Below are 14,806 nucleotides of genomic sequence, written 5' to 3'. Positions count from 1 at the left end.
AGACCCCGCGGGGAAGAGGGTTGTCAGGAGGTCCTGCCCCCCGTGTGGGGCCGGGGGGGAAGTGGTCTTTGGTTTTGTCCTTCCTTTCCCCGCCCCCCCCCCCCCCCCCCCGCCGGTAGAGCTGCCGGCAGTTGGCCTCCGTGAGGTCCAGGAGTCCGGCGATCTCCCGGTGGCTGTAGGCGAAGGCCTCGCGCAGGACGTAGACGGCCCGTTCCACCGGCGTGAGCTGTTCCAGCAGCACCAGCAGGGCCATGGACACACTGTCCCGCTGTTCCGCGGACTCCAGCGGGCCGAGGGTGCCGTCCCCGGTGAGGACGGGCTCTGGGAGCCAGGGGCCGACGTACGCCTCGCGCCGGACCCGCGCCGAGGTGAGGGTGTTGAGGCACAGGTTCGTGACGACCTTGGCGAGCCAGGCGCCGGGGTGCTCGATCTCCTCGCGGTCCACGGACGCCCAGCGCAGGTACGCCTCCTGCACGGTGTCCTCGGCCTCCGCGGCGGACCCGAGCATGCGGTAGGCGATGCCGAACATCCGGGGACGGTTTTCCTCGAAGTCCGCGTCGGACGCGGTGATGTGTGTGATCACCGGTGCAGCGTACGAGGCCGGGTGCGCGCGGAACGAGCGAGGACCCGGTGGCCGCCGGGCCACCGGGTCCTCACGTTCACCCATGGATCGGGGTGCAGGGGTCAGCAGGCGCCCTGGTCCTTCCAGACACCCCATTCACCGGTGGTGCCGGGCTCTTCGTTCTGCGTCCACCACTGGGCCTTCCAGTTGCGGCCCTTGTGGGAGACGACGTTGCCGCTGTTGTAGATCGTGCCCGCCACGTACGCCGGGCTGGTGCAGGTCCCGCCCGGAGGCGTGGTCGGCGGGGTCGTGGGGGGAGTGGTCGGCGGGGTGGTGGGAGGGGTGGTCGGGGGAGTGGTGGGGGGCTGGGTGCCACCGCCGGGCTGGACCGTCGTCGTACCGCGGGCCAGGTCGCCGGCGAGGGCGTAGGTGGTGCCGGAGATCTTCACCGTCCAGTTGGAGGGCGTGGACACCGGCAGGTAGTAGTTGAACGCCAGGTCGACGGAGGCGCCGGGGGCCAGGGTCTGCCAGGCCGGGAGCTTCAGGGAGACCCGTTGGAAGTCGCCCTTCAGACCGCCGGCGTTGGTGCCGGTGTGGCCGCTGCTGATCACGGTCGTGCCGAAGCCGGACTGGTCGGAGGCGTTGTTCGGGGCCGAGGTGCCGTAGTCGAACTGGAACTCGGTGCCGCCGGGCAGCGTGGCGTTCGTGTTGTTGGTGATCTTCAGCTTCGGGGTGAGCGGGTAGTTGGAGTCGCCCAGCTTGAACTCGGTGAACTCCGTCCTGATGTCCACGGCCTGGGTGGGCAGGGCGGTGGCGCCCGCCTTCTTCGCGCCGTAGGGGGAGGCCGACTTGAACTTCTGGTACATCGTGTCGGTGAGCGTGTCGCCCATCTCGTACTGGCCCTTGGCCGCGTTGTACGCGTAGTCGCCCGCGAGCTCCCAGACCATCGTGCCGCCGATGCCCTTGTCGACCACGTAGTCGGCCTTGGCGGCCACCGACTGCTCGTCCTCCGTGGAGAGGAAGACCTTCTTCTGCGCGTTCCACAGCCACGGCGCCACCAGGGTGGAGTCGTACTTGCGGACGTAGGTGCCGGTCAGCGTGGTGTTCGCCGGGAAGCCGTACGTGGTGACGTAGTCGCCTACGACGCCCTTCTCCAGGTTCTTGGCGTGCCACATCGGGTTGGAGCCCGCCGGGGACTCGGCCCCGTTGGTGTCCTTGTCGTGCCACAGGTTGTCGATGCCGACCGCGCCGTCGCCGCACTTGGTCAGGCCCGCGCCGGCCGGGCAGCTGGTCGCGGGGGCCTTGCCCCACAGGCCGTCGGTGCCGCCCTGCACGTTCTTGAAGCCGCGGGTGTAGTAGGGCAGGCCGATGTTGATCCGGCCGCCCGGCATCGAGCCGCGGAAGTAGTGGTACGCCCAGTCGGTGTTGAGGTAGCCGATGCCGCCGTACTGGGAGGTGGAGTAGACGCCGGCGGCGGCGAGTTCGCCGTCCTTGCCGTCGTCGAAGAGCGAGGCGTTGGGGCCCACGTACTCGTTCCAGGCGCCGTGCAGGTCGTAGGACATGATGTTGACGTAGTCCAGGTACTTCTGGACCTGGAACGTCTCCATGCCCCGGAGCAGGTAGCCGGAGGAGGGGGCGGCGACGGAGAGCAGGTAGTGCTTGCCGTCGGCGGCGCCCGCGCGGTCGAGCTTCTCGCGCAGGGACTTCATCAGGGCCGCGTAGCCCTGGACGAGGCCGGCGCGGCGGGCGTTGGCCAGCTGCCAGTCCAGCGGGTTGCCGGCGTCCTTCATGGTGGTCGGGTACTCGTAGTCGATGTCGACGCCGTTGAACCCGTACGTGCGGATGAACTCGACCGAGGAGTCGGCGAAGGTGTCGATGCCGGCCTGGTTGACCGAGCCGTCGGCGTTCGTGGCCATCGAGTAGAAGCCGCCGGAGGCGACCCGGTTGCCGTCGTCACCGAAGTAGCCGCCGGTCTCCGCCCAGCCGCCGACCGAGATCAGCGTCTTGACGTTCGGGTACTGCTTCTTGAACTTCGTCAGCTGGTTGAAGTGGCCCTTGTAGGGGAGGGCCGGGTCCATCTCGGCGCCGGCGACGCCGGGCCAGGTCATGCCGGTGGCGGCGTTGTTCACGCCGTCCGGGCCGACGGAGATCTTGTTGCCTTCGCCCACGTGGGCGAAGGCGTAGTTCAGGTGGGTGACCTTGGACCACGGGATGTTGTTGGCGAGGTAGGCGGGGGCGCCGTCCTTGCCGGTGCGCCAGCCGGTGAAATATCCGATGACGCGGCGCTGGTGGTCGGCGCCCATCTTCTCCCGGCCTTCGGTGTCGTAGACCGAGCAGTAGGGGACGTCGACGCCGGCGGTCTTGTACAGCCCGTCGGGGCGACAGCCCTCGTTGTCGGCCGCGTGCGAGACGCCCGCCGAGAGCCCGCCCACCAGGAGTCCGGCGATCGCTGCGCCGGATGCCAGGAGCATCGCTCTCGTACGTGTGGGGGACGGCATTGTGCCTCCTGGGGAGGGGAGGATGCAGGACACAACTGGACACAACATGAAGCAACAGGTGTGGTGCAGAAGCGTGTTGGCCCGTGACGTGCGCACATCTGACGGGCCGTTCCCGGGAAGATGAAGGGAACGTTAAGAGGACTAGACCACCCCGTCAATAGGTCTGGACCAACCCCGCCCGACTTGACAAAGTCCGCGTCGGTGGTGACCTCTTTGTGAGCCAGGCCACACCGCGTCACCCGCATGGCGCCCGATCACCCGTGGCAGACTGGCTGGAGTACCAGTAGCAGCGCACTCCGGGGTCGGTGTAATTCCGAACCGGCGGTTATAGTCCGCGACCCGTCCGCATCCAGCGGCCGGTTGACCAGGTGAGATTCCTGGACCGACGGTTAAAGTCCGGATGGGAGGCAGTGCGCGGCGGGCCAGTCACCGGTACGCCGCCGTCGGCGGTTCGTCGGCATATCCCTGCGGATATGCCTGGTCGAACCATCTTTCCGGCCTCGGCGTCCCCTGTGCGCTGTACCGCTTCATCTGTCGTATCCCGACAGGCCCCGGAGTCCGTGCCCGATGAGGCAGGAGGACCCGGTGGCGACACACGCCGCGCACGCAGCACCCGACGCGGACACCCGTGCCATGCGCCGAGCCATCGAGCTCGCGGCCCGCGGACTCGGCTCCACCAGCCCCAACCCGGTCGTCGGCTGCGTCATCACCGACGCCTCGGGCGAGATCGTCGGCGAGGGCTGGCACGAGCGGGCCGGCGGCCCGCACGCCGAGGTCCACGCCCTGCGCGCGGCAGGCGAGGCCGCCCGCGGCGGCACCGCCTACGTCACCCTCGAACCCTGCAACCACACCGGCCGTACGGGGCCCTGCGCCCAGGCCCTCGCGGGCGCCGGGATCACCCGCGTGGTCTACGCCGTCTCCGACCCGAACCCGCAGGCCAGCGGCGGTGCCGCCACCCTGCGCGCGGCCGGGATCGACACCACGGCCGGGCTCCTCGCGGACGAGGCCGAGGCGGGCAACGCCGCCTGGCTGACCTCCGTACGCCTGGGCCGGCCGCACGTCACCTGGAAGTACGCCGCCACCCTCGACGGCCGCAGCGCCGCCGCGGACGGCAGCAGCCGCTGGATCAGCTCCGCCGAGTCCCGGGCCGACGTCCACCGGCTGCGCGCCGAGAGCGACGCCGTCCTCGTCGGCGGCGGCACCCTGCGCGCCGACGACCCGCACCTCGCCGTCCGCGGCGTGGAGGGCGCCACGCAGCCGCTGCGGATCGCCCTCGACACGCGCGCCGCGCTCCGGCCGACCGCCCGCATCCTCGACGACGCCGCGCCGACCCTGCTCGTCGTCGGCGAGGACGCCGACACCCGGCACCTGCCCGGCGTCGAACTGCTCCGGCTGCCCCTGCACGACGGCCGCATCGGCGTCCACGACCTCCTCACCAGCCTGTTCCGGCGCGGCGTGCGCTCCGTCCTGCTGGACGGCGGGCCCACGCTGGCCGGCGCCTTCCTCGAAGACGGCGCCGTCGACCGCGTCATCGGCTACATCGCCCCGGCCCTGCTCGGCGCCGGCCCCGCGGCCCTCGCCGACGCCGGGATCAAGAACATCTCCGGTGCGCAGCGCCTCGACATCACCGAGGCCGTCCGCATCGGCCCCGATCTCCGCATCACCGCAGTTCCCGTCCCCGTCACCGCCACCACCGCCACCAAGGAGCACTGAGTGTTCACCGGAATCGTCGAAGAACTGGGCGAGGTCACCGCTGTCGAGCAGCTCGCGGAAGCCTCCCGCTTCCGGCTGCGCGGCCCCCTCGTCACCGAAGGCGCCAAGCACGGTGACTCCATCGCGGTCAACGGCGTCTGCCTCACCGTGGTGGAGACCGCGGGCGGCGAGTTCACCGCCGACGTCATGCAGGAGACCCTGAACCGCTCCAGCCTCGGCGCCCTGGCCAAGGGCTCCCGGGTCAACCTGGAGCGCCCGATGGCCCTCGGCGGACGGCTCGGCGGCCACCTGGTCCAGGGGCACGTGGACGGCACCGGCGAGATCATCTCCCGGACCCCCTCCGAGCACTGGGAGATCGTCAAGGTCGCCCTCCCCGCGAACCTCTCCCGTTACGTCGTCGAGAAGGGCTCCATCACGGTCGACGGCGTCAGCCTCACCGTGGTCGAGGCCGCCGCCGACTGGTTCACGATCAGCCTCATCCCCACCACGCTCGCGCTGACCACCCTCGGCATCAAGCAGAGCGGCGACCCGGTCAACCTGGAGGTCGACGTCCTCGCGAAGTACGTCGAGCGCCTGCTGGCCGCCGGCGTGAACCCGCTGCACGCGACGGGAGACGACCGGTGAGCGCCCTGACCTGGCTCAACGCGGAGGCCTTCACCGTCTTCGGCCAGAAGGTCATCTGGTCCGACATGATCGGCAACCTGATGGGCCTGGCCGCGCTCGCGCTCGGCTGGCGCCGCTCGATATGGACCTGGCCCGCCCAGCTCCTGTCCGGCCTGATCCTCATCGCCGCCTACGCCTCCGCACACCTCGCGGGCGGCGTCGGAAAGCAGCTCCTCGTCATCGGCGTGGCCGTGTGGGGCTGGCGCGCCTGGCAGCTCGGGCGCCAGAAGGCCCAGGACGGCTCCATCGCCGTGCGCACCGCAACCTGGAAGGAGCGCGCCCTGCTCCTGGCCGGCGCGGCGCTCGGCACCCTCGCCGTCGGCGGCCTCTTCACGCTCTTCCCGAACCTCTCGTGGAGCCCGTGGGCCGACGCGTACATCTTCGTCGGCACCATCGTCGCGATGGTCGCCCAGGCCCGCGGCCTCGTCGAGTTCTGGTTCGCCTGGCTCCTCGTCGACCTGGTCGGCGTCCCCCTCGCCTTCAACAACGGACTGGCCTTCTCCGGCCTCGTCTACGTCGTGTACTTCGCCCTCGTGCTGTGGGGCGCCTACGACTGGTACCAGCGTTCTCGCACCAACCCCGCCCAGGCCCTGGAAGGAGCAACGGCATGACCACCCTCAAGCCCGTGCCCGACATCCCCGAAGAGACCTTCCGCCTCGACCCCGTCGAGCAGGCCATCCGCGACATCGCGGCGGGCCGCCCCGTCGTCGTCGTCGACGACGAGGACCGCGAGAACGAGGGCGACCTCGTCATCGCAGCCGAGAAGGCCACCCCCGAGATCGTCGCCTTCATGATGAGCGAGTGCCGCGGCCTGATCTGCGCCCCCATGGAGGGCCCCGAGCTGGACCGGCTCGAACTCCCGCAGATGGTCCAGAACAACACCGAGTCGATGAAGACCGCCTTCACCGTCTCCGTCGACGCGAGCGCCGCCCACGGCGTCTCCACCGGCATCTCGGCCGCCGACCGGGCCACCACTCTGCGCCTGCTCGCCGACGGGGTCTCCGAGCCCGGTGACTTCGTCCGCCCCGGCCACATCTTCCCGCTGCGCGCCAAGCCCGGCGGCGTCCTGGTCCGCAATGGTCACACCGAGGCCGCCGTGGACCTCGCCCGCCTCGCGGGCCTGCGCCCGGCCGGCGCCATCGTGGAGATCGCCGGCGAGGACGGCGTCATGCTGCGCCTGCCCGAGCTGATCCCCTTCGCCCGCAAGCACGGCCTGACGATCATCTCCATCGAGGACCTGATCGCCTACCGCCGCTCCGCCGAGCCCACCGTGCGCCGCGAGGCCGAGGTCAGCCTGCCGACCGCCTTCGGCGAGTTCACCGCGTACGGCTACCGCTCCACCGTCGACGGCGTCGAACACGTCGCCCTCGTCCACGGCGAGATCGGCGACGGCACCGACATGCTGGTCCGCATGCACTCCGAGTGCCTGACCGGCGACATCTTCGCCTCCCAGCGCTGCGACTGCGGCCCCCAGCTGCACGCCTCCATGGAACGCATCAAGACCGAGGGCCGCGGCATCGTCGTCTACCTGCGCGGCCACGAGGGCCGCGGCATCGGACTCCTGTCCAAGCTGCGCGCGTACGAGCTCCAGGAGCGCGGCCGCGACACCCTCGACGCCAACCTGGAACTCGGCCTGCCCGCCGACGCCCGCGACTACGGCGCCGGCGCCCAGATCCTCGCCGACCTCGGCGTGCACGACGTCCGGCTGATGACCAACAACCCCGAGAAGTCCGACGCCCTCGTCCGGCACGGCATCACGGTCACCAGCCGGGAGTCGATGCCGGTGGAGGCCGGCGAGCACAATCTGCGGTACCTGCGCACCAAGCGGGACCGGATGGGTCACGACCTGCCCTGGCTGGACGGGCCCGTGACCACCTCCGCCTGCGGCAACCAGTAGGCACGCACCACCACCCGTACACACATCCACCCACCCCACCCCACCCATCACGAACCACCGAGGAGCAGAGCTGTGAGCGGCAAGGGCGCACCCGAACTGAGCGTGAAGAACTGCGGAGACCTCCGAGTCGCCGTGATCGCGGCCCAGTGGCACGAGAAGGTCATGGACGGACTGGTCGACGGAGCCCTGCGGGCCCTGCACGAGCTGGGCATCGACGAGCCCACCCTGCTCCGGGTCCCCGGCAGCTTCGAGCTCCCGGTCGTGGCGAAGGTACTGGCCGGTCGCGGTTACGATGCCATCGTCGCCCTCGGAGTGGTCATCCGCGGCGGCACCCCGCACTTCGACTACGTCTGCCAGGGCGTCACCCAGGGCCTGGTACAGGTGTCGATCGACACCGGAGTCCCCGTCGGCTTCGGAGTACTGACCTGCGACAACGACGAGCAGGCGCTGGACCGCGCCGGACTCGAGGGGTCGAACGAGGACAAGGGGCACGAAGCGGTCACCGCCGCCGTCTCCACCGCCATGACCCTGCGGACCGTCAGCGAACCCTGGCGCTGAGTGGCGACGGGGAACCCCGTATTCTGAGGACCATCATGGCTGACAAGACCCCCAAGACCTTCGAGGAGCTCTTCACCGAGCTCCAGCGCAAGGCCGCCGAAGGCGACCCCAGCACCTCCCGCACCGCCGAGCTCGTCCACAAGGGCGTCCATGCCATCGGCAAGAAGGTCGTCGAAGAGGCCGCCGAGGTCTGGATGGCCGCCGAGTACGAGGGCAAGGAAGCCGCCGCCGAGGAGATCTCCCAGCTGCTCTACCACGTCCAGGTGATGATGGTGGCGCGCGGGATCTCCCTCGACGACGTCTACGCCCACCTCTGAGTCCGGCACGCACACCCGCCCGTAATCCCGTAATCCACGCACCAAAGGAAGCCCCATGCTGCGCATCGCCGTCCCCAACAAGGGTTCACTCTCCGGACCGGCGTCGGCGATGCTCCATGAGGCCGGCTACCGGATGCGCAAGGAGTCCAAGGAGCTCGTGGTCGTCGACCCCGAGAACGAGGTGGAGTTCTTCTACCTCCGCCCCAAGGACATCGCGATCTACGTCTCCTCGGGCAAGCTCGACATCGGGATCACCGGCCGCGACCTGCTGCTCGACTCCGGCGCCAGCGCCGAGGAGATCCTGCCGCTGAACTTCGGCCGCTCCACCTTCCGCTACGCCACCACCCCCGGCACGGCGAAGGGTCCCGAGGACTTCAGCGGGATGACGATCGCGACCTCGTACGAGGGAATCGTCGCCAAGCACCTTGCCGAGAAGGGCATCGACGCCTCCGTCGTGCACCTCGACGGCGCGGTCGAGACCGCCATCCAGCTCGGCGTCGCCCAGATCATCGCGGACGTCGTCGAGACCGGCACCAGCCTGCGCAACGCCGGCCTGGAGGTCATCGGCGAGCCGATCCTCACCTCCGAGGCCGTCGTCATCCGCGGCAACGGCGCCGACGCCGACGACCCGCAGGTCCAGCAGTTCCTGCGCCGCCTGCAGGGCGTCCTGGTGGCCCGCAGCTACGTGATGATGGACTACGACTGCCGCGCCGAGCACCTGGAGCGCGCGGTCGCCCTCACCCCCGGCCTGGAGTCGCCGACCGTCTCCCCGCTGCACAACGAGGGCTGGGTCGCCGTCCGCGCGATGGTCCCCGCCAAGGAAGCGCAGCGGATCATGGACGACCTGTACGAGCTCGGCGCGCGCGCGATCCTCACCACCTCGATCCACGCCTGCCGCCTCTAGGTCCTGGACGACCGGCGTGCCGCACCCCGGCACGCCGAACGCCCGCCCCGCACGCCACCTCCAGAAGGCACCACCATGGCCGAGTCCGCCGCCCAGCCCGCCCCGCCCGCCCTGCCGGTCACCTTCCGGCCGACCCGCACCCGGGTCGTCCTGCTGGGCGTCGGCCTCGCCATGTTCGCCACCATCACGGCGATCGCCCTGCTGCTGGAGAACCTCAGCCCGGGCGAGCGGATCAGCTTCGTCTTCACCGCCGTCCTGCTGAGCTCCGTACTCGTCCTGCTCAGCCGCCCCAAGGTGGTCGCGGACGAGTCCGGCGTCACGGTCGTCAACCTGACCAACACCCGCCGCCTGGAGTGGGCCCAGATCCTGCGGGTCAACCTCCGCCCGGGCGACCCGTGGGTGTTCCTCGACCTCAGCGACGGCACCAGCCTGCCCGCCCTCGGCATCCAGCCGGGCATCGCCAGGCAGCAGGCGATCGGCGACGCCCGCGCCCTGCGCGCCCTGGCCGAAACCCACGGAACGGGCACCGGCGACCACTGAGTCGGCCGATCCCCACGGCTGCGTACCGTTGCGGCCGGGATCTCAATGACTACCCTGGTGGCGGGGCGCAGCTGTGCGCCCTCCCACCGGCCCCGGGACCTCGTGGCCCGTGGGCACCTGCGACTTGAGGAGTGACTCCCTCCAGCAATGGACGGATCGTCCGGTAGTACCCGCGCCGCCCTCCCCTCGGAGGCGGCGGCATGACCATCCCGCTACTTCTGCTCGCGGCGGCCTTCGCCCTCATCCTCGCCAACGGTTTCTTCGTCGCCGCCGAGTTCGGCCTCGTCACCGTGGAGCGAGCCGAGGCCGAACGCGCCGCAGCCGACGGAGACCGCCGTGCCCGCACGGTGGTCAAGGCCCTACGGGAGCTGTCCTTCCAGCTCTCCGGCACCCAGCTCGGCATCACCATCACCTCCCTCGTGGTCGGCATGCTCGCCGAGCCCGCCCTCGCCGCACTGCTGGCCGGGCCGCTCGCGGCGACCGGCCTGCCGAAGGGAGCCGTCCCCGGCGTCGCCGTCGTCATCGGCATGCTGCTCGCCTCCGCCGTCCAGATGGTCGTCGGCGAGCTCGTCCCGAAGAACTGGGCGGTCTCCAGGCCGCTGCAGGTGGCCCGCTTCGTCGCCGGCCCCCAGCACGCCTTCTCGCGCGCCTTCCGCCCGGTCATCGCCGGTCTCAACGCCGTGGCCAACCGCCTCGTGCGGGCGCTCGGCGTGGAACCGACCGAGGAGATGGCCTCCGCCCGGACCCCCGGCGAGCTGCTCTCCCTGGTCCGCCATTCGGCGCAGGCCGGCGCCCTCGAACAGGACACCGCCGACCTCTTCGTCCGCACCCTCTCGCTGGGCGAGCTGACGGCCCAGCACGTCATGACCCCCCGGGTGAAGGTCAGCGCCCTGATGCACACGGCCACCGCGGCCGACGTGCTGAACCTGACCCGCGCCACGGGCCTGTCCCGCTTCCCGGTCTACCGCGACCGCATCGACGAGATCACCGGCGTCGTCCACCTCAAGGACGCCCTCGCCGTGCCCGAGTCCGAACGCGACCGCACGAGCGTGAGCCGGATCTGCGTCGCCCCGCTGCTGGTGCCCGGCTCCCTGCCGGTGCAGCCGCTGCTGGAGCGGCTGCGCAGCGAGCAGCCGATGGCCGTGGTCGTCGACGAGTACGGCGGCACCGCCGGCGTCGTCACCCTGGAGGACATCGTGGAGGAGCTCGTCGGCGAGGTCCGCGACGAGCACGACTTCGCCGAGGACGAGACCCCCGAACTGGCCGCCGTACCGGCCGAGGACGGCCGCCCCTCCTGGGAGGCCGACGGCAGTTGCCGGGTGCAGACCCTGCGCCGCATAGGCCTGGAAGTGCCCGAAGGCCCGTACGAGACCGTCGCCGGCCTCGTCGCCGACCTGCTCGGCCGGATCCCCGCCCCCGGGGACCGCGCGGAACTCCCCGGCTGGAAGCTGTCCGTCCGCCGGGTCGGCCGCAACCGCGCCGAGCGGGTCCGGCTGGTCCGGCTGGCGGCGGTGCCCGCGGCCGGCGCGTACCGGCCCGCGTCCGCGGCCGACGGTGCGGCCGTGCTCGAACCCCAGCGGGCCGAGCTGGAAGGCGCCGCCCGATGAACGCGCTCCAGCTCCTCTTCGCCCTGCTGCTGGTCCTCGCCAACGGCTTCTTCGTCGGCGCCGAGTTCGCGCTCGTCTCCGTACGGCGCAGCCAGATCGAGCCCCTCGCGGCCGACTCCAAGCGGGCCCGCCAGGTGCTCCACGGCCTGGAGAACCTGCCCCGCATGATGGCCGCGGCGCAGTTCGGCATCACCATCTGCTCGCTCACCCTCGGCGCGGTCGCCGAGCCCACCGTGGCCCGGCTGCTGGAGCCCGTCTTCCATGCCGTCCACGTACCGGAGGGCCTGATCCACCCCCTCGGCTACGCGTTCGCGCTCACCGCCGTGGTCTTCCTGCACCTGGTGATCGGCGAGATGGTGCCGAAGAACCTGGCCATGGCCGCCCCGGAGAAGACCGCCCTGTGGTTCAGCCCGGGCCTGGTCGCCTTCGCCCGCCTGTGCGGGCCGGTCACCACCGCACTCGGCGCCTGCGCCAAGCTCGTCCTGGGGCTCTTCAAGGTGGAGCCCAAGGACGAGGTCGAGGCCGTCTACACCTCCGCCCAGCTGGGCCGTCTCCTCAAGGACTCCCGGCAGGCCGGGCTCCTGGAGCCGGTCGAGCAGGAGCGGCTGGAGGACGCGCTGGAACTGGGCAGCCGCCCCGTCACCGACGTCCTCCTCGGCCCGGACCGGCTGGTCACGGTCGGCCCGGCGGTGACCCCGCGGCAGATCGAGCAGCTGACCGTGCGCACCGGCTACTCCCGTTTCCCCGTCCGTGCCGACAGCGGCGCCTTCATGGGCTACCTGCACGTCAAGGACGTACTGGACCTGGAGGACCGGGAGCGGGCCGTCCCGCAGCGGGTCTGGCGCCGGATGACCACGCTGTGCGCCACCGTCCCGCTGGACGACGCCCTCAGCGTCATGCGCCGGGACGCCACGCACCTCGCGCAGGTCGCGGACCCGGGGGGCCGGGTCCTCGGCCTGGTCGCCCTGGAGGACGTCCTCGAAATGCTGGTCGGCGAGGTCCGCGACCCGGCCCACCGCGTCGCGTTCGCCCGCAGCTAGTGCTGTGACCGGAAAGGTCCACCGGGTCGCGACGCCCGGCACGGCACCTCGCCGCGTTGTCGGACCACGGAAGTACGTCCAGTACGGCCCGCGGCCCTCCGCCTTGCGATGCACCGCACCGGACGCCGCGACCCGGCAAACCTTTCCGGTCACAGCACTAGCCGGCCGGCCGCTCCGCCCCCGGGCCCGTGAGGGTCCGGGGGCGGAGCGTGCGGGACCGGACGTCCAGGGCGAAGGGGACGGGGACGGAGCCGGGTGTGACGTCGGTCACCCGGAGCCGATTCGTGCGCGTCTCGGTGAACCGCGATCGGGTCCCGGCCGTCTTGATGGCCGGATCGTCGGTTCGGGTACTTGAGTTGGACTTCACGGGTCGCGGCACGGAACACTACGGCCCTGGGGATCTTCTGGTCTCCCGGTCCGGCTCCGGCTGTGGTACCCCGGGTTGCCGAGGGGCCCGGTCACCGTACGTCGGCCGCCTCGCGATCGATCGAGCTCCCGTTCGACCAGTAGGTCGGCGGGGGCATGATGCCGGTTTGCTAGCGTGTCCGGCGTGGAGTCCCGTCGGCATGCCGGGGACGCGTGTCGACCGGGTGTCCCGGCCGCCGCCCGCTGACCTCGCTCGCCCCGTCGAGCCGGCCCGACCTGCGGCAGTGTGCCGCTTCACGGAAGCGATGTGACATGACGGATTTGGCACCGAACATCATCGGCGCCCCCTCCAGCACGCCGGGCGGCGCCGAAGGCGCCCCGTCCGACGGGAAGTCGACGGCCCGGCCGGGCGGCCGCTTCGACCGCTGGACGCAGAAGCGCTGGTTCCTCCCGCTGGGGGAGGTCGTGGTCAGTGTCGTCGTCGCTCTCGGGTTCATGCTGCTCTGCACGCACATCAGCGTCAACCCCGTCACCCGGATCGGTCAGGTCAGCGGGCTCGCCAAGGTCCAGCAGTACGCGGCCCTGATCGGCATACCCGTCCTCGCGGTGCTGCTGTTCCTCGCCTACCGGGGCACGCTGCGCTACTACCAGGTCGCGCAGCGGCTGGTGTGCGCCGCCCTCGCGGGTCTGGCCACCGGCATCGTCGCGGGCGGCATCGCGGTCGCCCTGAACGGCACGCCGTGGGGCCTGGGCGGCCAGGAGGGCGACCCCGGCAACCTCATGGGCATGGCCAACGACATGATGCGCCACAAGGGCATGCCGGGGGTCTACCCGCCCCTGTTCCCCGCCCTCCTCGCGCTCTGGGCCAAGGCCTTCCACAACGGCATCGCCGACGTCGGCCACGCCCTCAAGGACCTGCAGCTGATCCTCAGCGCACTGGTCGGCCCGATGGCCTACGTCGCGTGGCGACTGATGCTGCGACCGTTCTGGGCGATGGCCATCGCCGTACCGGCCTCGATCGTCTTCCTCGACCCGATCCGCCCCTACAGCCACGGCTCCATGCTCGTCCTGCTGCCGCTGCTGGCCGCCGCCTTCCGCGAGATCCGCCGGGCCGACCAGCTCACCACGCGCTCTGCGGTGCTGCGCGGCCTCGGCTTCGGCATCGTGTTCGGCGTCATGTTCCTCTGGTACTCCGGCTGGTACCTGTGGGCCGCGCCGGGCGGGTTCGTCCTCGGCCTGCTGCTGTTCCCGTGGCGCCGCGGCCGGGTCGCCGTCAAGCACGCGCTGACCTTCCTCGGCGCCATGCTGGCCACCGCCGCCGTCATCGGCGCGCCGCTGCTGTACCAGCTGGCCCGCCTGGGCGCCTCCACGGTGGACCGGTACGCCTACATCAACACCTACCTCGACCCGGCCTACGTGATGGGCTGGGCGTCCGACCGCGCCGGCGAGCAGACCTACCACAACTTCCCGGTGTCCGGTGAGCTGGCCGGCCAGACCGGCTTCGGCATCCTGCTGCTCCTGGGCGTGGGCATCGGCGTGGGCCTCGGCCTGCGCAACATCGTGGTCCGCACCGCCGGCTTCGTCCTCGCCGGCGCCTGGCTGCTGCGCTTCTGGTTCGCCTCCCACATGGCGCACAACCAGGCCGTCCAGCTGTACCCGCGCACCACCTGGATCATCTTCTACTGCCTGATCATCCTGGCCGTCCTCGGCCTGATGCTCACCTACGAGCGCGTCTTCGGCTGGATCCGCGGCACGATCCAGGAGGTCGCCCCGGCCCGGGCCGCCCGGATCTCCCCGCGCCTGCTGTCCCAGCTGGCCGCCGGCCTGATCTGCGTGACCGCCCTGTTCGCCACCATGGGCGGTTCCTGGTCGGCCAACCGCTTCATGCCGTCCACCAACCCGGGCGTCGAGGACCTCGGCCTGGACGCGCTCCGCGCCCACCTGCAGCAGCTGCCGAACGGGAAGTGCCCCAAGTACTCGCCGTACAAGGGCAAGCAGGACTGCGCTCCGGTCAACATGAAGCTGTCCGAGTACGTCTTCGTGCCGCCGGCGCGGCCCAGCCTCTGGTGCGCCAACACGACCGCCCAGAACCACGACTTCGTCTGCGGGCGCCAGCCGAAGAACTGACCGCTCAGGTCCGC

The 14,806-nt window shown here is 71.1% G+C and carries 13 protein-coding genes and 1 riboswitch; of the genes, 11 read left to right on the top strand and 2 right to left on the bottom strand.

Going from position 1 to position 14,806, the window contains the following annotated elements; genetic code table 11:
- Together ACZ4YL_RS13570 and ACZ4YL_RS13565 are read right to left on the bottom strand one after the other, a co-directional pair.
- The coding region (locus tag ACZ4YL_RS13570) for a sigma-70 family RNA polymerase sigma factor (RefSeq protein WP_468116769.1) at nucleotides 1-529 on the bottom strand (529 nt) is incomplete at its 3' end.
- Between the two features lie 155 nt (nucleotides 530-684).
- On the bottom strand, nucleotides 685-3,060 hold the full coding sequence (locus ACZ4YL_RS13565) for a chitinase C-terminal domain-containing protein (RefSeq protein ID WP_468116392.1): 2,376 nt from the start codon (nucleotides 3,058-3,060) through the stop codon (nucleotides 685-687).
- A 287-nt stretch (nucleotides 3,061-3,347) separates the two neighbouring features.
- Nucleotides 3,348-3,478, top strand: a riboswitch (FMN riboswitch).
- Nucleotides 3,479-3,627: 149 nt separating this feature from the next.
- Between ACZ4YL_RS13565 and ribD the strand changes: the two genes are divergently transcribed.
- The 11 genes from ribD to ACZ4YL_RS13510 all read left to right on the top strand — a co-directional run bounded on the left by ribD (nucleotide 3,628) and on the right by ACZ4YL_RS13510 (nucleotide 14,792).
- Nucleotides 3,628-4,773, top strand: a complete 1,146-nt coding sequence (gene ribD / locus ACZ4YL_RS13560) for a bifunctional diaminohydroxyphosphoribosylaminopyrimidine deaminase/5-amino-6-(5-phosphoribosylamino)uracil reductase RibD (protein ID WP_468116390.1) — start codon at nucleotides 3,628-3,630, stop codon at nucleotides 4,771-4,773.
- On the top strand, nucleotides 4,774-5,397 hold the full coding sequence (locus ACZ4YL_RS13555) for a riboflavin synthase (RefSeq protein ID WP_468116388.1): 624 nt from the start codon (nucleotides 4,774-4,776) through the stop codon (nucleotides 5,395-5,397). It begins immediately after the preceding gene.
- Entirely contained in the window at nucleotides 5,394-6,047 is a 654-nt protein-coding gene (locus ACZ4YL_RS13550) for a nicotinamide mononucleotide transporter family protein (RefSeq protein WP_468116386.1), read from the top strand. Before ACZ4YL_RS13555 ends, ACZ4YL_RS13550 begins: the two co-directional genes overlap by 4 nt.
- The gene (locus tag ACZ4YL_RS13545; protein WP_468116384.1) at nucleotides 6,044-7,333 is read left to right on the top strand and encodes a bifunctional 3,4-dihydroxy-2-butanone-4-phosphate synthase/GTP cyclohydrolase II; all 1,290 of its coding nucleotides are present in this window, start codon (nucleotides 6,044-6,046) and stop codon (nucleotides 7,331-7,333) included. Before ACZ4YL_RS13550 ends, ACZ4YL_RS13545 begins: the two co-directional genes overlap by 4 nt.
- Before the next feature lie 72 nt (nucleotides 7,334-7,405).
- Entirely contained in the window at nucleotides 7,406-7,891 is a 486-nt protein-coding gene (ribH, locus tag ACZ4YL_RS13540; RefSeq protein WP_007262951.1) for a 6,7-dimethyl-8-ribityllumazine synthase, read from the top strand.
- Nucleotides 7,892-7,926: 35 nt separating this feature from the next.
- Complete coding sequence (locus ACZ4YL_RS13535) at nucleotides 7,927-8,208, top strand: phosphoribosyl-ATP diphosphatase (RefSeq protein WP_030774590.1); 282 nt, start codon at nucleotides 7,927-7,929, stop codon at nucleotides 8,206-8,208.
- Between the two features lie 55 nt (nucleotides 8,209-8,263).
- Nucleotides 8,264-9,112: an ATP phosphoribosyltransferase gene (hisG, locus tag ACZ4YL_RS13530; RefSeq protein ID WP_327261484.1), complete on the top strand. Its 849-nt coding sequence runs from the start codon at nucleotides 8,264-8,266 to the stop codon at nucleotides 9,110-9,112.
- 75 nt (nucleotides 9,113-9,187) lie between these two features.
- Nucleotides 9,188-9,652, top strand: coding sequence for a PH domain-containing protein (locus ACZ4YL_RS13525; RefSeq protein WP_314253697.1), 465 nt, complete (start codon nucleotides 9,188-9,190; stop codon nucleotides 9,650-9,652).
- Nucleotides 9,653-9,852: 200 nt separating this feature from the next.
- Nucleotides 9,853-11,259, top strand: a complete 1,407-nt coding sequence (locus ACZ4YL_RS13520; protein ID WP_468116381.1) for a hemolysin family protein — start codon at nucleotides 9,853-9,855, stop codon at nucleotides 11,257-11,259.
- Nucleotides 11,256-12,299: a hemolysin family protein gene (locus tag ACZ4YL_RS13515; protein ID WP_468116379.1), complete on the top strand. Its 1,044-nt coding sequence runs from the start codon at nucleotides 11,256-11,258 to the stop codon at nucleotides 12,297-12,299. Before ACZ4YL_RS13520 ends, ACZ4YL_RS13515 begins: the two co-directional genes overlap by 4 nt.
- A 678-nt stretch (nucleotides 12,300-12,977) precedes the next feature.
- Nucleotides 12,978-14,792 (top strand): hypothetical protein, encoded by a 1,815-nt coding sequence (locus ACZ4YL_RS13510; protein WP_468116377.1) that lies wholly within the window; start codon nucleotides 12,978-12,980, stop codon nucleotides 14,790-14,792.
- The last annotated feature ends 14 nt before the right edge of the window (nucleotides 14,793-14,806 follow it).

It is taken from the genome of Streptomyces sp. NPDC030021 (assembly GCF_055574035.1).
Note: the sequence above shows the minus strand (reverse complement) of the source record. Positions and strands in the feature narration are given on the sequence as shown.